Annotated in this window: 23 protein-coding genes; 5 read left to right on the plus strand and 18 right to left on the minus strand. The window is 61.6% G+C overall.

Annotated elements, in window-relative coordinates; translation table 11 throughout:
- Nucleotides 1–6: 6 nt before the first annotated feature.
- The 10 genes from AC3G2C_RS11990 to AC3G2C_RS12035 all read right to left on the minus strand — a co-directional run bounded on the left by AC3G2C_RS11990 (nt 7) and on the right by AC3G2C_RS12035 (nt 8004).
- Nucleotides 7–603, minus strand: a complete 597-nt coding sequence (locus tag AC3G2C_RS11990; protein WP_488384840.1) for a GNAT family N-acetyltransferase — start codon at nt 601–603, stop codon at nt 7–9.
- Between the two features lie 3 nt (nt 604–606).
- Nucleotides 607–1020, minus strand: a complete 414-nt coding sequence (locus AC3G2C_RS11995) for a ketosteroid isomerase-related protein (protein ID WP_488384841.1) — start codon at nt 1018–1020, stop codon at nt 607–609.
- Between the two features lie 99 nt (nt 1021–1119).
- On the minus strand, nt 1120–1278 hold the full coding sequence (locus AC3G2C_RS12000) for a hypothetical protein (RefSeq protein WP_488384842.1): 159 nt from the start codon (nt 1276–1278) through the stop codon (nt 1120–1122).
- Nucleotides 1279–1375: 97 nt separating this feature from the next.
- Entirely contained in the window at nt 1376–3790 is a 2415-nt protein-coding gene (locus AC3G2C_RS12005) for a heavy metal translocating P-type ATPase (protein WP_488384843.1), read from the minus strand.
- Complete coding sequence (locus tag AC3G2C_RS12010; RefSeq protein ID WP_488384844.1) at nt 3787–4212, minus strand: heavy metal-responsive transcriptional regulator; 426 nt, start codon at nt 4210–4212, stop codon at nt 3787–3789. The genes AC3G2C_RS12005 and AC3G2C_RS12010 overlap by 4 nt, the downstream gene beginning before the upstream one ends.
- Before the next feature lie 446 nt (nt 4213–4658).
- Complete coding sequence (locus AC3G2C_RS12015; protein WP_488384845.1) at nt 4659–4892, minus strand: tautomerase family protein; 234 nt, start codon at nt 4890–4892, stop codon at nt 4659–4661.
- Nucleotides 4893–4946: 54 nt separating this feature from the next.
- The gene (locus tag AC3G2C_RS12020) at nt 4947–5714 is read right to left on the minus strand and encodes an SDR family NAD(P)-dependent oxidoreductase (RefSeq protein ID WP_488384846.1); all 768 of its coding nucleotides are present in this window, start codon (nt 5712–5714) and stop codon (nt 4947–4949) included.
- A gap of 93 nt (nt 5715–5807) precedes the next feature.
- Nucleotides 5808–6716 (minus strand): LysR family transcriptional regulator, encoded by a 909-nt coding sequence (locus AC3G2C_RS12025; protein ID WP_488384847.1) that lies wholly within the window; start codon nt 6714–6716, stop codon nt 5808–5810.
- Nucleotides 6717–6921: 205 nt separating this feature from the next.
- The gene (locus AC3G2C_RS12030; RefSeq protein WP_488384848.1) at nt 6922–7335 is read right to left on the minus strand and encodes a VOC family protein; all 414 of its coding nucleotides are present in this window, start codon (nt 7333–7335) and stop codon (nt 6922–6924) included.
- Nucleotides 7336–7491: 156 nt separating this feature from the next.
- Nucleotides 7492–8004 (minus strand): GNAT family N-acetyltransferase, encoded by a 513-nt coding sequence (locus AC3G2C_RS12035; protein ID WP_488384849.1) that lies wholly within the window; start codon nt 8002–8004, stop codon nt 7492–7494.
- A 186-nt stretch (nt 8005–8190) separates the two neighbouring features.
- Between AC3G2C_RS12035 and AC3G2C_RS12040 the strand changes: the two genes are divergently transcribed.
- Complete coding sequence (locus tag AC3G2C_RS12040; protein WP_488384850.1) at nt 8191–8526, plus strand: hypothetical protein; 336 nt, start codon at nt 8191–8193, stop codon at nt 8524–8526.
- Nucleotides 8527–8601: 75 nt separating this feature from the next.
- On the plus strand, nt 8602–8850 hold the full coding sequence (locus tag AC3G2C_RS12045) for a hypothetical protein (protein WP_488384851.1): 249 nt from the start codon (nt 8602–8604) through the stop codon (nt 8848–8850).
- A 260-nt stretch (nt 8851–9110) separates the two neighbouring features.
- Here the strand turns inward: AC3G2C_RS12045 and AC3G2C_RS12050 are convergent, their stop codons facing one another.
- From AC3G2C_RS12050 to AC3G2C_RS12070, 5 genes are all read right to left on the minus strand, one after another.
- Nucleotides 9111–9248 (minus strand): hypothetical protein, encoded by a 138-nt coding sequence (locus AC3G2C_RS12050; protein WP_488384852.1) that lies wholly within the window; start codon nt 9246–9248, stop codon nt 9111–9113.
- Nucleotides 9249–9432: 184 nt separating this feature from the next.
- Complete coding sequence (locus AC3G2C_RS12055; RefSeq protein ID WP_488384853.1) at nt 9433–10296, minus strand: aldo/keto reductase; 864 nt, start codon at nt 10294–10296, stop codon at nt 9433–9435.
- 183 nt (nt 10297–10479) lie between these two features.
- The gene (locus tag AC3G2C_RS12060) at nt 10480–11982 is read right to left on the minus strand and encodes an efflux transporter outer membrane subunit (protein WP_488384854.1); all 1503 of its coding nucleotides are present in this window, start codon (nt 11980–11982) and stop codon (nt 10480–10482) included.
- 17 nt (nt 11983–11999) lie between these two features.
- The gene (locus AC3G2C_RS12065) at nt 12000–13496 is read right to left on the minus strand and encodes a DHA2 family efflux MFS transporter permease subunit (protein ID WP_488384855.1); all 1497 of its coding nucleotides are present in this window, start codon (nt 13494–13496) and stop codon (nt 12000–12002) included.
- Nucleotides 13493–14587: an HlyD family secretion protein gene (locus tag AC3G2C_RS12070; protein ID WP_488384856.1), complete on the minus strand. Its 1095-nt coding sequence runs from the start codon at nt 14585–14587 to the stop codon at nt 13493–13495. The genes AC3G2C_RS12065 and AC3G2C_RS12070 overlap by 4 nt, the downstream gene beginning before the upstream one ends.
- A 263-nt stretch (nt 14588–14850) precedes the next feature.
- Between AC3G2C_RS12070 and AC3G2C_RS12075 the strand changes: the two genes are divergently transcribed.
- Complete coding sequence (locus AC3G2C_RS12075; RefSeq protein WP_488384857.1) at nt 14851–15480, plus strand: TetR/AcrR family transcriptional regulator; 630 nt, start codon at nt 14851–14853, stop codon at nt 15478–15480.
- Between the two features lie 100 nt (nt 15481–15580).
- On the plus strand, nt 15581–16081 hold the full coding sequence (mug, locus tag AC3G2C_RS12080) for a G/U mismatch-specific DNA glycosylase (protein ID WP_488384858.1): 501 nt from the start codon (nt 15581–15583) through the stop codon (nt 16079–16081).
- Nucleotides 16082–16096: 15 nt separating this feature from the next.
- On the opposite strand, the gene AC3G2C_RS12085 is transcribed toward mug, so the two are convergent.
- On the minus strand, nt 16097–16336 hold the full coding sequence (locus AC3G2C_RS12085) for a hypothetical protein (protein WP_488384859.1): 240 nt from the start codon (nt 16334–16336) through the stop codon (nt 16097–16099).
- A 160-nt stretch (nt 16337–16496) separates the two neighbouring features.
- On the opposite strand from AC3G2C_RS12085, the gene AC3G2C_RS12090 reads away from it, so the two are divergent.
- Complete coding sequence (locus tag AC3G2C_RS12090) at nt 16497–16883, plus strand: DUF302 domain-containing protein (RefSeq protein ID WP_488384860.1); 387 nt, start codon at nt 16497–16499, stop codon at nt 16881–16883.
- A gap of 296 nt (nt 16884–17179) precedes the next feature.
- Here the strand turns inward: AC3G2C_RS12090 and AC3G2C_RS12095 are convergent, their stop codons facing one another.
- Complete coding sequence (locus AC3G2C_RS12095; RefSeq protein WP_488384861.1) at nt 17180–18544, minus strand: sigma-54-dependent transcriptional regulator; 1365 nt, start codon at nt 18542–18544, stop codon at nt 17180–17182.
- Nucleotides 18541–20289, minus strand: coding sequence for a sensor histidine kinase (locus tag AC3G2C_RS12100; RefSeq protein WP_488384862.1), 1749 nt, complete (start codon nt 20287–20289; stop codon nt 18541–18543). Before AC3G2C_RS12100 ends, AC3G2C_RS12095 begins: the two co-directional genes overlap by 4 nt.
- Nucleotides 20290–20361: the final 72 nt, after the last annotated feature.

Genomic DNA, 20361 nt, shown 5'->3' on the forward strand with positions numbered 1-20361 from the left:
ATGCAGTCATGCCTCCAGCGGGCGTAGCCAGAAGCGCAGGCGATGCGCGGTGGATTCCAGCGCACCGGTTTCAGTCCAGTCCAGGGTGCAGAACATATCGTCCTGCCGCTGATAGCCACGTTTGGCCCAAAAGGCGTCGTTCGGGCGATAGTCGTCGGGGCGTCGCGGGTCGTTGCCAGCGCGCTCCACGGCGCAGAAGGCTGTCCAGCGATAACCGCACAGGCGACGTGCATGCGCCTCGCGCTGCTCGAAGAATCGATGGCCCAGGCCTTGTCCACGATACGCCCTGAGCAGTACGGACTCGCCGAAATAAAACACCTCGTCGAGCAGCATGCCGCGCGCCGCAAACGGTTGTTGAATAGCCGCCACCTCGTCCGCCAGGGGAATGCCGGTGGAGCAGCCCACTACCTGGTCACCGTCCAGCGCCAGCACGAACACGCTGCGCCGGGAGCGCGCATAAGCTTCCAGGTAGCGTCGTTCGTACGCCATGTCGCCGTCGTACAGATAGGGGTAATCGCGAAATACCGTGATGCGCAGGCGCGCCAGATCGTCCAGATAGGGACGCACGGCGTCGCCCACGCAGGTTTTGACGGTAACCGCCATCGCTCAGCCGCCCGACACCTGGGCGATCCAGTCTTGCAGGTTGTAGTAGTTGCTCACGCGGGCGATGCGACCGTCCCGAATATCGAAGAACGCGCCACCCGGCAGGACATATGGCTGGCCACGCGCCGCCGGCAGACCCTCGTCATCGGCCAGGTACTGGCCGTGCACCACGTACTCGGCAGCGGCGCGCGTGTCGTCGGCGCTGACCATCACCGTGATATCGCGCAACTGCTCGCGATAACAGCGATTCATGCGCTCCAGGAATCGACGAAACGTCTCACGCCCAACCTCCCGATGGCCCTGGTTGATGTCGTGTGCAACATCCTCGCTCAGGCAGGCCAGCATGGCCTCCCAGTCGGCGCGATTGAAGGCGTCGTAGTAACGCTCGATTAGGGCTCGGGCAGCGGACACGGGCATGTTCCGGGGCAAATCGGGGCGCACAGCTTAAAGCATGAGCGCCGCCCCAGCCCCTGCCAATTTACCCCACGCCCTAACCGGAGGCATGGAGCGAAGGGGTCAGAAATGGATACCGCTGGCCCGCAACACCCAATACATACCGAACAGCGTCCAGAAGGTCTTCTTCAATGCCCGCCCCGCCAACAGCACCACCAGCAAGCCCAGCAACAAGGGCATGTGCTTTTCCAGTGTGCTGCGCGCGTCTTGAATGATGTTCATGTGAGGCCCTCCCGCACCCCATCGGTGCGGAAGGGATCATCCCGCTGGGCTACTACGGGCGGCAGGGCTCGCCGTCAGCCGTCGCGGGTGACAGGCATCACAAGGGCGTGCGGCGCAGGCGCAGGGCGTTACCCACCACCGAAACCGACGACAGGCTCATGGCCAAGGCCGCCACCATGGGCGACAGGGTGAGGCCCAGCCAGGGGTACAACACTCCCGCTGCCAACGGCACGCCCACCGCGTTGTAGACAAAGGCAAAGAACAGGTTCTGATGGATGTTGTGCACGGTGGCCTGCGACAACGCCCGTGCTCGCACGATGGCGGTGAGTTCGCCTTTGACCAGCGTTACCTGCGCACTCTCTATGGCCATGTCCGTACCCGTGCCCATGGCGATACCAATATCCGCTGCCGCCAGTGCCGGCGCATCGTTGATGCCATCGCCAGCCATCGCCACGCGACGCCCACCTTGTCGCAACGACCGCACCACGGCGGCCTTGTCAGCCGGCGATACCTCGGCGTGCACCTCGTCGATGCCCAAGGTACGCGCCACAGCGTGGGCGGTCGTGGCGGTGTCACCGGTCAACATGACGATGCGCAGCCCCGCCGCATGCAGGTCGCGAATAGCTTGCGGCGTGCTTGGCTTGATGCGATCCGCCACGCCGATCAGGCCTTCCAGCACGCCATTGACTGCGAGAAACATCACTGTGCAACCGTCGGCACGCATGGCTTCGGCGCGCACCAGCGCGGATGCATCGGTTGCGATGCCTGCGTCCTCCAGGACCTGTCGATTGCCCAACACCACCGCGTGCCCGGCCACCAGGCCGGTGACACCCGCGCCGACGATGGCACGGAATGCCTCGACTTTGGGCACCCTCACCTGCCGCGCCTGAGCACCTTCCGCCACGGCCCGCGCCAACGGATGCTCACTGGGCAATTCGAGCGCGGCCGCCAGTGCCAGCAATTGATCGAACGGATAGGTGCCCAGGCTCACCACATCGCGCAGCGCGGGCTTGCCCTCGGTCAGGGTGCCGGTTTTGTCCACCACCAACGTATCGATACCGCGCAGTGCCTCGATGGCGGCCGCATCCCGAAACAGCACGCCGCTCTGCGCGGCGCGGCCGCTGGCCACCATGATGGAAATGGGCGTTGCCAAGCCCAAGGCGCAGGGACACGCGATGATCAGCACGGACACCGCCGCAATCAGCGCATAGGCCAGTTTAGGGTCCGGCCCCAACCACGCCCACAGTGCGAACGCGAGCGCGGATACCGCCACCACCGCGGGCACGAACCAGGCCGCCACGCGATCAGCCACGCGTTGTAACGGCGCCTTACTGCGTTGCGCCTGGGCCACCAGCGACACGATCTGCGCGAGCATGGTGTCGGCGCCGACCTTCTCCGCGCGCATCAGCAAGGCGCCATCCTGATTGACCGTGCCACCCGTGAGGCGCTCGCCGGCCTGCTTGGCGACAGGCAAAGGCTCGCCAGTGAGCATCGACTCATCCACATGGCTGTGCCCCTCAAGCACCACGCCGTCCACCGGCACTTTTTCGCCCGGGCGCACGCGCAAGGTGTCGCCGGGGTGAACTTGCTCCAGGGGCACGTCCTGCTCGCTGCCGTCTGCACCCAGTCGACGTGCCGTCTTGGGAGCAAGCGTCAAGAGACTCTTGAGCGCCGCGCCGGTGCGACGGCGCGCACGTAGCTCAAGAAAATCGCCCAACGTCACCAGCGTGGTGATGACCGCCGCCGACTCAAAATACACAGCCACGCGTCCATGCATATCGCGAAAGCCTACCAGGAATAGCTCAGGTAGCAGGAACGCGGTTGCACTGTAGAGCCAAGCCACGCCGGTACCCAGCGCGATCAGGGTGTACATGTTGGGCGACCAGGGATTGAGCGACCGCCAGCCGCGCGCAAAGAACGGTGCGCCGCCCCAACCCACCACCACGGTGGCCAATGCTGCCTCGACCCATCCGGCCACGCCGCTCCAGGCCAGCGGCACATGCCAACCGAACACATGCGGCCCCATGGCGAGCACGAACACCGGCAAGGTCAACAGCGCCAAGGTCCAGAAGCGTCGCGCCATGGCGCGCAGTTCGTGGCCCTCATCCGCATCGAGGCTGGGCATCATCGGCTCCAGCGCCATGCCGCACTTCGGGCAATCGCCGGGACCGATCTGCTGTACCTCCGGATGCATCGGGCAGGTGTACACGGTGCCGGCCGGCATCGACGGCGGCGGCGCTTGCGGTGCCAGGTAACGAGCCGGGTCAGCAAGGAACTTGTCCTTGCAACGCTGCGCGCAGAAGTCATAGGTCTGCCCACCGTACTCGACATGATGGGCGGTGCGGGAAGGGTCCACTGTCATGCCGCATACCGGGTCTTTCGCGGCGTCCGCATGAGGCTGCGCTTCATGCACATGCGTGGAAGCACCCGTCTCGCCGCCACAGCAAGCGGACGCCGCTTGCTTGGATCCAGGCGTGCGGGTGCCACAACAAACGTGCTTCTCCGTGCTCATACCGCATCCTCCGCTACGGTCAGTGCGCGCAAGATCGGGCACTCCTCCGGCGACCCATGCCCAGGACACGCATCGATCAACTGCTCCAACCCTGCGCGGACGCGCATGAGTTCGGCGATACGCTCGTCGATGGCGGCAAGGCGCGTCTTCGCGCGTTGTTTCACCGCCTTGACCCCGCGCTGACGATCCGCGGAAAGCGCCAGCAGATCGCGGATTTCCTCCAGCGTGAAACCCAACTCCTTCGCACGCCGGATAAAGCGCAACTGACGCACCACGCCATCGCCGTAACTGCGATAGCCCGAAGCGCGACGCTGCGGCTCCGGCAGCAGCCCTTCGCGCTCGTAATACCTGATCGTATCGATCGCCACGCCAGCGCGCTTGGCGACGGCCCCGATGGTCATGGAAGCGACGGGAATGTTCATGGAGTCAAGTCTAGACCCTTGATCCAGGTCTAGAGTCAAGCGGCCAGCACGAATGAACATGACACTGCCAGCCGCTGTCGCGCGTTCACGCTGAGAATCCGGACGCCGTATCGAGATGAGTGGTTACCTCAGACCGCGCGCACAGAGTGCACGGCCAGGTCATCCAGCGCCGGCGCCCACCACCCATGGGCGGGCACATACCTAATCCCGCAACGCACGCCGCCCCAACCTTCTATCGGCGGCGCCCAGGGCCGAAGAGCCGCCTTACCGCATTTGCCGCGCTTAAAGGATGCTCTGATCTTCATCGTCATCCCAGCAAATGCTGGAAGCGCCTTTCAACAGCCGAAGGGCTGGTCATCCAGTGCCTATAAATCTTTGAACGTAAAGGCACTGAATTCCTGCTTCCGCAGGAATGACGAACAAAAAGACGATTAATCAGACCCTCCCTAACCCTGACCAAGCTTCTCTTTACGAAACGCCAACACCGGCTTTCCGCCCCAGCCCCAGTCCTCCAGCTCGACTTCGTCAATGACCACGAAGGTGGACTCCAGTGGCTTGTTCAAAACCTCCAGCAACAACTGGCTTACCCCTTTGATCAGGGCGGCCTTCTCTTCGGCGGTGGCCGCACCTCGACCGGGCGCCGATCCTTCACGGGTGATCTTGATATTTACGATAGGCATGATGCTCTCCTGGCTGCCATCAGGGTGGGCGTGGCGCCCACCCTGCCGTCCGCGTTAGTGGCCTGCGCTCTGGCCGCCGTCGACATGAAGAATTTCACCGGTCACGAACCCAGCGCTTTCGAGATAGAGCACGGCGTTCGTAATGTCACCGATGTCGCCCATGCGATTGACAGGATGAAGCCCGGCGAGCACATCGTGATATTCCGGCGCGTGCATCGGCGTTTTGATCACTCCCGGAGCCACGGCATTGACGCGAATGCCACGCTTGGCGTACTCGATGGCCAGTGATTTGGTCGCCGAACTCAAGCCACCCTTGGTGAGTGACGCCAACACGGAGGGCACGCCATCGACCGCATGATCGACAAGGCTGGTGGAAATGTTCACGACGTGGCCGCTCCGCTGCTTGACCATTTCGGCAATGGCGAGCTGAGTAACGTGGAAAAAGCCCGTCAGGTTCACCGAAATGTTGTCAGCGTAATCCTGCTCGGTAAATTCGGTAAACGGCTTCATGGTAAAGATGCCGGCATTGTTGACCAGCGTGTCGATACGACCAAAGCGCGACATGGCTTCCTTCACAAGGCGTTCTGCCACGGAGCGATTCGCGATATCTCCTGCCACGGCGATCACATCAGGGTCGCTGGACTGCTTGATGGAGCGGGAGTTGGCGATAACGCGATAGTTGCGGTCGCGAAATGCCTTGACCAGGCCTGCGCCGATACCCTGGGATGCGCCAGTAACGATGGCGACTTTCTGGTGGTTGCTCATGATCTGCTCTCTTAAATGGTGAGGTATGGATCGGGCCATCGGCGCCGACGCCCACAATTTAGGAGCGCGAAAGAGGCAGGAGAATCGCCATCAAGCGGCAGTCACTCTACCGCGCAGCGGAAGAATCAACCGCCACGATAAGCCCCATTCTCAAGTGAGAGAGGCAAAGCGCGATCGCAGACGTGGCAGCGCAAAATCGACAAAGGCGCGCACTTTGGGTACGGCCAGGCGCCCGTAAGGCGTGACGATGTTCACCGGGAGCGGCGCCGGTTCGTCATCGGGAAGCACTATCCGCAGCGCACCGCTTTTGACTTCCGGCGCCACGTGAAAAGCAAGCAACCGCGTTACGCCATGCCCCTCCACCGCCGAGGCAATCGCAGTACGCACGTGATTGACCACCAGACGCGGCGTGAACGATACCGATCGCGACACCGCGGAGCCCTTTAAGGGCGGGAATGTCCATGACTCCTGGCCAAGATGCTCCATGGCGATAATCTGGTGCTTACCGAGATCGGCTGGCTCCTCGATCTTTGGATGGGTGGCCAGGTAACGCGGCGATGCCACGATCACACGCCGCGCCTCTCCTACACGATGCGCCACAAGTGTCGAATCCGACAATTGCGTGATGCGCAGCGCCAGATCCATACCCTCGTCAATCAGGCTGACCGCTCGTTCCAGCAAATAAAGCCGCACGGTGACTGTCGGGTACTTGTCCATGAACGCGTCCACGATCGGGCGCAGGATTTCCGAGCCAACAAATACGGTAGACGTGATGGTCAAGATGCCACGCGGAACCGAGCGCTCACCCGCCGCGCTTCGGTCCGCCTCGTCCAGATCCATCAATAGCTTTCGGCACGCCGTGGCGTAACGCTCGCCCGCTTCACTCAACTTTATCGAACGCGTCGTTCGATGAAGCAGGGCCACACCCACGTGTGCCTCCAAGTAAGCGATGGCCCGGCTCACCGCAGCGGGTGATCGGCCTGTCTTTCGACTCGCACCGGCGAGACTCCCCTCGTCCAGCGCCGCAACGAAGATCTTCATGGCGTCTATGCGGTCCATGGCCTGCGCCTCCTTAGTTAGGCCTAGAAGTTGGCACTCACGATAAGCGACTCGCCACCTTGCCAACAGTCCCAGGGCGGCACCGTGGGCAACGTTGCTCTCGCTTGCGCATTTAGCGCGCATCGCGTCGCCCTGCTGTAGCAGCCATGAAAAACGCACAGGCGTGCCACCACGTTTAGCCGGCCCTTACCGCTGCCACCTGGCATCACGAAGGAGAGAACCGAAACTCCACTCGCGTCCCACCGGGTTCACGCAGCATGCAATGCATGTTCGGCCCATTACCGACGAGTCTTGGAGCGAACTCCACTTCGACTCCCGGCCAAGCCGAAGCGCGCGCAAACACAGCGGAAAGGTCTGCCTCGCTCGACACCTTGAGCGCGAAGTGGTGCAACCCGAGATTCTTTCGCCTGTCGAAGGCGACATAGCCGCCCTCTCTATCGACCTGCCATAGAGTCAATCGGGTGAGGCCATCCGAGACGAACACGGCGGGATAGTCCGGGGCTTCGCCAACGACGGACCAATCCAGGCACTCAACGAAAAAGCGTCGCGATAATTCGATATCGCTGACGGTCAGACCCAAGTGATCGATGCCCTTGGTGATTTTGATGGAATCTTGCAAAGCGAAACTCCTCGGGCAAGCGTCGACACGACGCTATATTGGATTCTTAGCCAGCACGTCATCTTGCCCAGGCATCATCCCATGTTTTGTATTGCCTTGAGCGCGGGACATGGCAGCAGGTTACGAGTAGGAATGCCTATGGTCGCCTTGACTTGATCACAACAAGAGTCGCGCCTCGCACTCTTCACCCATGCAGCGAAGTGCGAAGCCACACTTCATCAGCAAACGGCGTGCCGGGGTGTTCTCCAGCAGCGTGATGGCACGCACCTCTGCGATTGACGAACTCCGCGCAACATCGATCAGGCTGGCGACGAGCGCACTGCCTATGCCATGTCTGCGAGCAGGAACATCAACGCTGAAGGCCAATTCGGCAGTTGGGTCCGCCGATACGGCATGAAGCTCCGCTACGGCCACCGCCCTTCCCTCATACATGGCCAGGGCAACCGCATGCGCCCTGTATACGAGGCGGGTGGCGTATGCCTGAAGGTCACTCACCTCCATTCGGCGCATGAAGCGCAGCATCCGATCGTCTTTCGGCAGCGCGAGGAAATGGCTGGCGACCTGAGAGCAATCCAACTCAGACAGGGATCGCCGATCAAGGAGCTTCAACTGAACGGCAGCGCCGTCACCTCCGAAGATCGAGCGGCCGGGGCCTGCTTTGTCTTGCATGGGTTTACCCGCCGCTGGTATGACCGACACTATTTTATACCGTTCCGCATAAAATTACTTGACGCGGGCCACTCGCGCAAATAATATCCGACTCGGTACAAAAATAGGTGCGCGGCTAGTGGAGGCGCACTGAAGGCAAAAGGACCCAATAGGCGGACATCGCCGAAACCCATCGAGAGCAAAATCATGAGCATCCAACCCATCCCCACTGTGGTCCCCCAACCCCAACGCATGGTTGTCGTCGCCTTGGCGCTGGCGCTCGCCCTGACCGGTGAGACGCTATTTGCCGCACAGGCCCCTCAACCCGCCCCATCCCCTCAACTGGCATCCGAAATACAAAGCCAGACAAACGTGCCCAATCGAATCAATGGTCGCGAGGACTGGGATGTCGACTATCCGTCGCAGCTCGCTCCCCAGGCGGTGCCGCCGCGCTATGCTGCGACGCGCGTGGCAGTCGTTGACGCGGCCTCCACATCCCCTGTGGCCCAACACTCCTCTGGCACCCGCGTCACAACGCCCTAACCATCCACGACGCAGCGCATCCCCGCCTGGAGCAGCACACCGCACTGGATGCGCATGCAGGCATAGGAGTCCGTCATGATTTCCATCATCTACTTGGTCGCGCCTCACGTCGTCAAAAGGGAGCGGCTGGACGAGGCGCCGGAGCTGATCGAACGTGACGGGATTGTGTTTTCCTTGCGGGGCGGTCCTCGGCAGCCAAAACCGACCGAGCGCGTCTGGGACAGCGTGGCAGTGTACGCGCCGGACGAGTTGACCGAGGAGGAGTTCCAGGAGTTGTACGAACTCAATCGCCCCGCGGTGCCCGAACTGAATCTGCATTACTGATGGCTTGCCCGTCGGCAACGCGCAGGGAGAACGCTGCGCGGCCTGGAGCCTGAAGGTGCCGTATCTGCGCTCCTTCGGATACGAGTAACCGATGTGCAGCTGGCCATCTTTCAGAGGATCGAGAAGCGCGGTCGATGGCTCGGCCGCGCCTACGATTGCCGCGGTTTGAATGCGGTGGCCATGCGTGCGAAGATCTCGCGATCGCCATCCTGGCGTGCACCAAGCGGGCTCCTTCGATCCGCCTCGTTGAAACCGACCAATCACCGTACCCGGCGTTGCAGTCCTTGCGATTCGTCGACTTGAAGGACGAGCACGTCGTCCTTACTGGCGCTCGCGCCGCGAATCCGATAGATCGCAGCGTGCTTCATCACGCTGCGAGCAGCGAACTCATGCAGCATCGCCAACTCCTCTGCATCGGGTCACGTTGCGGTCTCGAGCGACGTGCCAAAGGCGGCGCGATGAACGCCGCCACGCTACCGTCCCCACCGAAGGGAATAGCATGCGGAACACTCAAGGCAAGCGAACTACTCGTCGCCATGGCCGAGCCTTGCCAAACTGACAGCGCGCCGGCGTTCGTCGACGTCAGGTCTGTCGCGCCCGCGGGATGAACCCAGGCAAGCCCGTATCGACGACTTGGTTGAGCCTAACCCTGGTGGTGATCTCGTGACGCATCCGTTGCAGGGCGTCTTCCGGCAACGCCAGCACGTCGAAATTCTCGGTGATGTGGTCTGGATTCGTCGACGTCGTCAGAATCGCGGCGCCGCGCTGCACGGCCCACGCCAGTGCGACTTGTGCTGGCGTGCGCTGCTCTTGATGTGCAATCTCCACGATCACGGGGTCATGCAACACTCGCGGCTCCATGCCGTGCCCCAAGGGGGCGAAAGCCAACAACACAATCCCATGCTGCTTGCAGAAGTCCAGCAGTTCCCACTCGGGCAGATAGGGGTGGCATTCCACCTGCACCACGGCGGGCTTGATGCGCGCTGCGGCGTAGATCTCCTTCACCGTATCCAGGCGAACGTCCGAGAGGCCAATGAAACGGGTCTTACCCGCGTCCACCAGGCGCTCCATCGCTCGCCAGGTGTCCAGCAGGGTAACACCGTCATCGTAGAGGGGCTGGCCATCCTCTCCCTTGGGGTATTGGTCATCGCCAGGCTGGAAAGCAAAGGGTGTGTGGATCAGATAGCCATCCACGTGATCGAGCTTTAGACGTCGCAGGCTTGCGTCGAGCGCGGGGCCTACACGCTCCGGACGGTGATTGTTGTTCCACAGTTTGGTGGTGACGAACAGATCCTCACGCGTCAGTGCACCTTCGGCGAAGGATTCCTGAAGCGCCTCGCCGACGATATCTTCGTTGCGGTAGGCCTCCGCGGCATCGATATGCCGAAAGCCCGCATGGAGTGCGGCCTTGATCGCTCGCTTCGCCGCCACGGGGTCGGGGATCAAGGTTCCGAATCCAAGTGCGGGCAATTCACCCATTCCACCGAGAAGCGGGAAGGCGGCGCGTTGAAGGGTTCGAGGGGAAGACATGGTTGTGCTCCTGATTCGCTATGCTGCGCGGCGCATTCCGTGATGGCTGGAAGCCTGGTGGATGTACCGCAGACCTGAGGTGAAAAACGACGGATGGCGCTACGGACCGCGCGCCGTCCCTTCATTGGAAGGGACACGCTCATAGCGAGCCCTTGCAGTGCGTGAATACGCATCGACGCTGTTGCCACCCAACGCCACGGAAAGTTGCACGGTGTCGAGATAGCGAGCGGTCGTCGCGCGGATGTGATCGATCAAGGCGCGCTGGTAAGTCCGCTCGGCATCCAACACCTGCAGGACCCCGATCTCGCCGGCGCGATAGCCTTGCTGATTCAAGCGCAGGCTGGCGCTGGCGGCAGCCAGGGCGCGCTCCTCAGCCGCGTACTCCTCCCCGTCGTGGTTGATGGCCTGCAGCACATCGGCGACCTGCCCCAAGGACACGATCACTGTCTGCCGATAGTTCGCCATGGACGCGTCATAGCCGTCGATGGATGCACGCCGGTTCGCCTGCAACGTTCCGCCATGAAAGATCGGCCCCGCCAGTCCGGCCGCAAGACCCCACAGCGTTCCGCCACCAGGGCCAACCTGGCTCAACGACGCCGAAAGCTGCAGGTGAGGATACATATCCGCCGTGGCGACGCCGATAGCTGCACTCGCCGCATGGAGCTGCGCCTCTGCCTCCAGAATGTCGGGGCGATCGCGCGCCAGCTCTGACGGGAGACTGACGGGTAAGTCCGCGGGCAGCACGAAATCAGCAAGATCGAAATCGGGCGCCACCCCATCTGCCGGACCCTTGCCGGCCAGTACCGAGAGCGCGTGACGCGCCGCGTCCCGCTCTTGTGCGAGCGGCGGAAGCAACGTTTCGTCCTGGGCCAACTGGCTCGCCGCCAATGCGATGTCGACCTGTGTCGCGCTGCCGTACTGATGCGCGGTCTGCACCAGCGCGAGATTCTTGCGGTCATGGGTCAACAGCGTCTGCACCGCCTGCATCTGCGCCTTGGCGGATGCCAGCAGAAGCGCTTGAGTGGCAACGTTGCCGGTCACCGTGAGATACGCAGCGTCGAAGCGGTGCCGTTGAAGCTCGGCCAGCGCGGCCTGCTCCTCCACCTTGCGACGGGTGCCCCCAAATACGTCGAAGTCGAAGCTCACCTGGGGGCCGACCGCATAGAACTTGGACGTTGCAAGCCCGCTCGCACCGATCGTGCGCTGCCTGCCCCCACTCGCGCCCATGTCGACCTGCGGCGCGAGGCCGCCCCGGGTGGCCGCCACCGCTTCATCTGCCTGGCGGATCGTGGCGTCGGCTGCTTCCAGATCGAGATTGCCGGCTATCGCCTGCTGCATCGCCTGGTCAAGCTTGGCCGAGCCAAAGACCCGCCACCAGTCGCCATCGATCTTCTTCTCGAAATCGATATGCGCAGCCCCGTTGGAATCGTCATCGCGTGAAAGGCGCCGCTCGGCATCGACGTCATAGTGCTGCGACGTCGGTGTCGCTGGCCGGGCGAAATCAGGGCCCATCACGCAGCCGGACACAACCATCAGCACGGGCACGGCGAACAGCGCCCTTCTGGCAGCCCGCGTGTAAAGAGAGAATCTGGCCGTATTCATTGTCGGCTCCGCCACTATCAGGGAGTTGTGCGTGGTTTGCGCAGGAAGATCACCAGTGGGCTGGCGACGAGCATGGCAATCAGCAAGAGCTTGAACTGGCCGATGACCGCCACTACCGCCGCCTGACCGGTCACCAGCTCGTTGAACTGGGCGAGCTGGCGACCGGCGAGCGATCCCGTTGCATGAGCGACAGGCCCGTAAGGCCTTACATGCTTGGCAAGCGCCAGATGCACGCTCTGCGTGTTGACGTAGAAGAATATCTGCACGATCGATATGCCCAGCGTGCTGCCGAACAATCGCGCCAGATTGAAGATCACGGTGGCCTCCGGGCGGCTCGCCGGTTTCAACGTAGCAAAGGCCGCCCTGCTCAGCGCGGGCAGCAACATGCCCAAGCCAGCGCCCTGAACCGCGCCCGCCGTCATCACAGGCAAAGAATCCATCACGGGCGAGTAACCGAGCATCAGCCAGGTTCCGAGTGCCGAGAGCATAGCCCCAGCAAGCACCAGGAGCCGGTTATCGAGCCATGCCGGTACGCGCCACGTCAGGATCAAGCTGCCTACCAAGGCCACGCCGCGCGGCAAGGTCAGATAGCCCGCGCTGTCCGCCGGATACCCCAGCAGCTCCTCCAACATGGGTGAGGTAAGCGCCAGCGTCGGCAGCAAGACGAACCCATAGATGAAGTACATCGCCGTGGCAACACTGAAATTGCGATCGCGCAACACCGTGGTGTTGAGGTAGTGATTTTTCTTTGTGAAGGCGTGAACCAGGTAGAAGTAACAGCCCAGCGCCGCAACCAGCGCCTCGACACGAATCTCGATAGAAGCGAACCATTCAAGGCGCTCGCCACGATCCAAAAGCATCTGCAGGCCGGCGATACCGGCGGAGAACGTCACGAACCCAAAAAAGTCGAACGGCATGCGCTGCGGCGCTTTCTTCTCGCGCAGACAGAAAGCCACGATCAGGAAGATGCCGACCACCGCCGGGAGGCTGACATAGAAGATCGAGTGCCACCCGAGATACTCGCTTAACCAGCCGCCCGCCGCCGGGCCACTGACGATGCCCAGCATGGCCGTGACGCTCCACGTCGGCCCGATATGCCCGTGCCTAAGTGGGGGCAGCTCGTCGAGCAATATGGCCATGGACAACGGCGCTAACGTGCCGCTGGCCGCGCCTTGAACGATGCGGGCACCGACGAACCCCAGCGGCGCCGTGGCAAGCGTGTCTAGCACCAAGCCCAGCCCAAAGAGCGCCAAGGAGATCAGGAATACCCGCTTACGCCCAAACCGACCCGCGAGCCAGTGCGTCATCGGCATGACCAATGCGCCTGCCGCAATGTAGGAAGAGAAAACCCAGCCGATCTCGTCATCGGTCATCGACAGGCCACCCTGCAGATGCAATACCGCCGCGTTCGGCACCGAGATGTTGAACGCCTGCATGTAAGTGGCGAGCACGCCCGCCGCGATGAGCGCACGATGACGCCACACTAGGTCGCGCGGGCGAGCGTCGGCGCTCACCGCGCCGCTCCTGTCGCAGACGCTGTCGACGCGGTATCCACACGCGCATAGACACTGATGCCAGAGTAAAGCGGCCATTTGGCATCGACCGCGTCCAGTTCAAGCCGCACTGGCAGTCGTTGCACCACCTTTACCCAGTTGCCTGTGGCGTTCTCCGGCGGCAGCACGGCGAACTCCGAGCCCGTTCCCGGGCTCATGCTCACCACGTGTGCCTTGAACGTGTGTCCCGGATAGGCGTCGACTTGAATGGTCGCGGCTTGACCTGGCCGCATATGCGTCAGCCCAGTTTCGCGGAAATTCGCCTCGACCCAGACATCGCGACTCGACATCATCGAGAACACCGCGGCGCCCCCGTTTACGAAGTCGCCCACCTGGAGATCATCCACCCTGGTGACGATGCCATCGTCAGGCGCCACGACGTCGGCGTAAGAGAGATCAAGCCTTGCGCGATCCAACTGTGCCTGGGCATCCCGCACGGCAGGATGCCGGTCAACGTCGATGTCCGGATGGCCCGCGAGGCCAGCCACCGTACTAGCTACCTGCTCCTGCGCGGAGGTAATGCGCTGCCTCGCCACTTTCAGATCGGTTTCCGCCTGCTCATAAGCGGCGCGCGACGCGAAGTCGGAGGCAAGCAGGGCTTTCTTGCGTTCGAACTCCCGCCCAGCGAAGTCCGCCGAATCTCGCGCCGACTGGAGTTCAGCCAATTGTTGGCGGTACGTTGCCTTGAGCGCCTCGATCTGCAAACGCGCGCTACCCAACCGCGCCATGGCTTGCTCTACCGCGATCCGATAGGGCTCGGGGTCGATGCGAAACAACAGCTGCCCTTTCCGTACAGGCTCGTTGTCTTTAACTGCGATCTGCACGACCTGGCCCGACACGCGCGCATTGATCGAGTCCCTGGCGGCTCGAACAAACGCATCGTCGGTGGTGACGTACCGCTTTCCAGCCAGATACACGCCGCCGCCCCCGATGACGAGCATCAGAGGTAACGCCAGCATCAGCGGCTTGCGCCAGTACGCGCTCATGCTCGGGCGCGTGGCTTCGGCGGCGCCGGGATAAATCGCGATCTCATCGAGTTGTTTGACATTCATGGGAGTCGAAAAGAACCAGTAGAGAGAGTTGGGTGCCACCAAAGCCGCGTTTCACAGGCACAAGACACCCTGTAGCGATAGCACTTGCCATCGCTAACGCGCTGTTTCCGCTGAACGTCGCGACGGCTCACCCTGGGCCACCACGATTCGAGACCTACTCACTGACGAGCCCGTCCGGGACTGCCCTGCCGGTCCCTGGCGCTGCTTGAATTTTGTACTGTTACGTATAATATTCCTGGCAAATCCACCGGTCAAGTATTTTTATGCAAGATGGAATAAAAAAAGATAAGGCCGTAAAACGCCCCCGCGGACGCCCCCGAGCCTATGAGCCGGATATCGCGCTGCGCCAGGCGGCGAACGCCTTCTGGAAAGCCGGCTACGCCGGCACGTCGCTCGACGATATCTCCGCCGCCACGGGCATGAATCGCCCTAGCCTCCGAGCGGCCTTTGGTGACAAGCACGATATCTACGTAAAGGCACTGCGCCACTACTGGGCGCGGAAATTCGCGGCGTTACATGAGGCGCTCTCCGCCGACAAGCCATTGGCTGAGACGCTGATGCGTGTCTATGACGCTGCGCTTTCCATCTACTTTTCGGGTGACGAGCACGTGCTTGGTTGCTTTGTGGTGGCCACAGCCATCACCGAAGCACCCGGCGATGTTGAGATCCGGAACATCGTTGCCGAGGGCTTTCGCAAGCTGGACGCCGACTTTGAAGCGCGGTTCAAGAAGGCCCTTCAAAAGGGCGAACTGAAGCCCGCCGCCGACCCTAAGGCACTTGCGATGCTGGCAACCGCGACGATGCAAACCCTGGCGGTACGTGCTCGCTCGGGAACACCGCGCAACGAACTGAGGAAGCTTGCCCAGAAGGCAGCCAACGTCATGTGCCAATGATGTGCACGCGGAAAGCTCGATGCACACAAAGCTCAAGCGCAAATGAAACCCGCGGCCATCGTTGCTTTAAGGGCGCCTTGTGACCCAACGACTACCCGATGTGATTACCAAAGAGCTGGATGTCCTTTTCTGCGGCATAAACCCAGGGCTAGCCGCGGCGGTGGCAGGACATCATTTCGTTGGAAGGAACAACCGGTTCTGGCCCGTATTGCATCGGGCGGGCTTTACGCCTGCCGAGATATCGCCAGAGGACGATCGCCTGTTGCTGGAATATGGATGCGGCATCACGTCGGTGGTGGCTCGAGCCACCAGAGGCGCGGATGAACTGTCGCCAGACGAGTTCACCGCGGCCGCCATCGAGTTCGAGCGGAAGATTACGCGCTATAGACCGCGCTTTGTCGCCTTCCTTGGCAAGGCGGCCTATGCCGGCATGACAGGCCAACGCCATATCGACTGGGGTCGCCAGCCTGATCGCATAAGCGACACGCCCGTCTGGGTGCTGCCCAATCCAAGCGGAAGAAACCGGTCGTTTCCGCTGGATCGCCTGGTAAGCGCCTATCGTGGTCTATATCTGGAAGTGCGCGTCAAAATTGATGGCTGACACCCAATCCGCCCGTCAGCGAAACCATCTGGGAACACAGCCCAACAAGTCCTTGATCCGCGGGTCACGGATCGAGTAGACCAGCGTGTGCCCCTCGCGGCGAAACTGCACCGTGTGTTCATGGCGAAGAATCGACAAGTGCAGCATCTCGCCAAACTGCGAAGTGAAGGCCTCGTCAACACCCGCCGCGAATCCCAAATCGTCAGATATAAGCTGACACAGGGACCAGCAGAGCGCATCATCGAAGTACTCCACGGCATCTACTGCGCGAAGCCGGCAAAAGCATCTCGGAAGTAGCCGAAAGCACCCAAGAAGCGGATCTCAGACGCATTGAGGGGGAAGCGTTCCGGACAAACTTACGCAGGCAATGTGGCCCAGCCGACGCCCGCACGGTGCCACCCTTCAGGAGACGACCATGAGCTACTACTTTGCCAAGACGCTGAACATGGATTTCGATCGCGCCATTGAGCGCGTCACCGAAGCGCTCAAGAATGAAGGCTTCGGCATCGTCTCCACCATCGACATTCAGGCCACCCTTAAGCAGAAGATCGGCGTTGAATTTCGCCCCTATCGGATACTTGGCGCCTGTAATCCGAATCTCGCCTATGAAGCGCTTTCGGTCGAGGACAAGGTGGGGACGATGCTGCCGTGCAATGTCGTTGTGCAGGCATGGGACAAAGGATCTACCGAGGTCGCCGCCATTGATCCGCTGGCGTCCATGCAGGCCATTACGAATCCGAAACTCGAAGCGACGGCCAAGGACGTGCGCGCAAAACTCCAGAAGGTCGTGGAGTGGCTCTAGGCAGCATCCGCAAGTTTGCCACCTCTACTCCATACGCAGCCGATAGGCGAGGCTTACAGAGCTAACAGCACGGCGGTACCGTGACTGCCTGGGGATGGCTGCGATGTGCTTTGCGATAGCCCCCGGTGCACACTCCGGCTCTTAGCGCACTTGCCATCGGGGCATGCAAGCCCCCTGCCCAACTCTGGACCGCTCCAGGTAGCACGGAGAATGGTCGTCGGCATGTCCCGTCGTGCGCCGCACGCGCTTTTCGAATCGAGTGCTAGCCAGCGCTTGCCCCGTCATTCAGATCCATTTCACGCTTGAAACGTCTTCAGCTTGTACCAGAGCGTACGCTCGCTCACGCCAAGCAGCCGGGCAGCCGCTGCCTTGTTGTTGTCACAACGCGCCAGCGCGGTTTCGACAAGCTCCTTCTCAAGCGCTTCCACTCGGTCCTTCAATAGCAGCGAGCCATGATCCGGCACCGCCTGGACAGCTGGCGCGTGTGGCTTTGCTTCGGAAAACAGATCGGCGGGGAATTGCGCGAACGTCAGCTCCCTTCCTCGGCACAGCACCACGGCACGCTCCATCAGGTTCTCAAGTTCACGGACGTTTCCAGGCCATGGGTAAGCCTCCAGTCGTTCCAGAAGCGACGCGCGCAAATGAGGCGTGGAACGACCGATCTCAGCGGCGTATTTTTGCAGGAAGTGATTTGCCAGAATCGGCAAGTCGCCTTTTCGATCACGCAACCTCGGAACGTCGATGCGCACGACATTCAGACGGAAATAGAGGTCGCGGCGAAGCGCTCCCGCCTCCACGGCCTGGGATGGATCACGATTTGTTGCGGCAAGCACGCGCAAGTCCACCGGCACGGCGGCGTTGGCGCCCAGGCGCTCGATGGTCCCCTCCTGCAAAACACGCAACAGCTTGGCCTGCAGGTTTACAGGCATCTCGGTAATTTCATCGAGAAAAAGGGTACCGCCGTTGGACAATTCACACTTGCCCACGCGATCCCGGAGCGCGCCTGTGAACGCTCCTTTGACATGACCGAAGAGCTCGCTTTCCAATAACTCCGAAGGGATAGCGGCGCAGTTGATGGGCACAAACAGCCCTGATCGACCTGACGCCTTGTGAATGGCCCTTGCCACCAATTCCTTGCCGGTCCCCGTCTCCCCCACGATGAATACACTGCTGCGCGTGGGTGCCACCTGCTCGATCAGCTCGTAGAGCTCCCGCATGGCTTGGCTTACCCCGATGAACTCGCCCCAGCCTCGTGCAAGCTCCTCACGGAGAAAGCGGTTCTCGCGCTGCACGGTACGCATCGCCAGCGCTTTGGTGACGGCCATTTCTACCGTTTCCATCTCAAACGGGCGAATGATGTAGTCGACCGCCCCGAGTTTCATCGCGGCCACGGCGGTTTCGATGGTTCCGTACGCCGTCATCACGATGACGGGCACGTCGATGCCACGATCGCGCAGGGCGGAAAGCAGCGCCATGCCATCCATCTTTGGCATGCGAAGATCCGTGAGCACCAGGTCGACGGGCTGCCGGTCGATGACCTCCAGCGCTTCCACACCATCGCCGGCCTCAACGACGACATGTCCCATCGACTTCAGGGAGAGCTCCAAGATGCGACGCATCTTTGCCTCGTTGTCAACGACGAGAATCCGGTTGACGCTCATTTATCCTGCCCGTTTACTTGGAATCGAAGATTGAAGGATGCACCGCCCCAGGCGCTTTCACCGACCGTAATATCACCGCCGTGCACCTGCACGATCTGCTGCACGATGGTCAGGCCGAGACCGATGCCACCTTCGCGTCGGCTAAAGAATGGATCGAAAATCGCTTGCCGGAGGCCTTCCAGAACACCCGGCCCATCATCGGCGACAGTGAGCCACAACGTATCTTGCTCGAGACGAGTCGTGATTTGAACGCGCCCATGCTCACTAACAAACGACAGGGCATTCAACGCAAGATTGAGAAGCACTTGCATGATTTGCTCGCGATCGCATCGAAAGATCAGCGCCGAATCGTCGGAACTGTGAGTCAGCGTCACACCCGCCTTGTCCGCTCGCGAAGCCAGCAAGCCAATAACGCCATCGATGATGGCGTGCAGATCGTGCGGCCGGAAGTCCGGTGGCGCGGGGCGCGCGCATTCCAATAGCAAGTTCACCAGACGACTTAGGCGTTCGGTTTCACTGAAGATAAAGCCGATCAACTCGTGCTCGCGCTCGCCCAGGTTCGGCTGGCGCTGCAACATCTGGGCTGAGTTTCGCAGAATACCCATGGGTGTGCGGACCTCATGCGCCATGATGGCCGCCATCTCGCCGACAACGGCCAACTTGCCAGCGCGCACAACCTGCTCCCGCGAACGAGCCAATGCGTCGATCATCTCCACGTAGGCACGATAGAGCTCCTGAACTTCCAGGATGTGCGTTGCCGGTGGCTTTGGCAGAGCCGACTCTCGCTGACGGAAGCTGCGCGTGAAGTCCGTAAGCGCAACGATCGGGAGTGCGATGCGGTTGGCCAGCCGTGAAGAGATCCACAAGCTCGCCAGCAGCGTCAATACGAGCACGCCAAGCATGGACCAAAGGAGCCGCCAGATGGGCGCGAACGAAACCGAGGTGGGCTCTATCATCACGATATGCCAACCAAGCCCCTCGAACTGCTGATAGCCGGCCGAAGAAGCCGCACCAACCAGAACGTTTCCGTACCCGAGCGCTGAGCCATCCCGAATATAGGATATCGCTCCATGGGTTGGCAGCGCCCAATCCAGTCGAAGCTGCGATAGATTCCCGCGGGAGCGAACGCCTTCCGATGCAGCGATGACATGCCCATGCTCGTCGACGAGCAACAGATTTCGCGCTCCGTGGTCGACGGCCTCATCCAACAATGTTTGGATGCTACGCCAGTCAAGGACTGCATAGAGGTAGCCGACACTACCCTTGCCAAATGCATTGGGTATGGGCACCCGCAAGGTGGCTCCCCAGCCGTCGGCAACGCGGGTCTCGGCGATCTCGATATTACCCAGGCGAGCCCCCGGTATCACGCGCCACTCGGCGGCATTCGGGCCCCGCCCTCCAATGAGGGACGGCTGACTGGCGGCAACCACTCGCCCCTGGGCATCCACGCACAGCAACGAGGCATACGCCGCCCCCTGTCCGGCGTGAAGATCCGAAAGAAAGTGCGACAAGCGCTTGTCGACGTCGTTCACCCGAAGGTCTTGCATCACCTCCAACGCGCTCCACACACGCATATTTTCGACATGAGTGAAAAGCAAGGTGTCGATGCGCTGCATCACCGTGCTGGCACCAAACTGGAGATTCCCCGCAATCTCCGCCCGCAGGGCAGACCGGAATTGGTAGAACGAAACCGCCGCCACGACCAGTACGGCCCCCAAAAGGGTCCAGAGCAGCAGACGAAACAAGGCTGATCGAGTGGTCAAGCGGGTGCGGCCAGATTGGGAAGGTGGGTATACATGCGCTCGCTTAGGTGCCCC

The sequence above is a fragment of the Frateuria sp. sgz306004 genome (assembly GCF_057750885.1).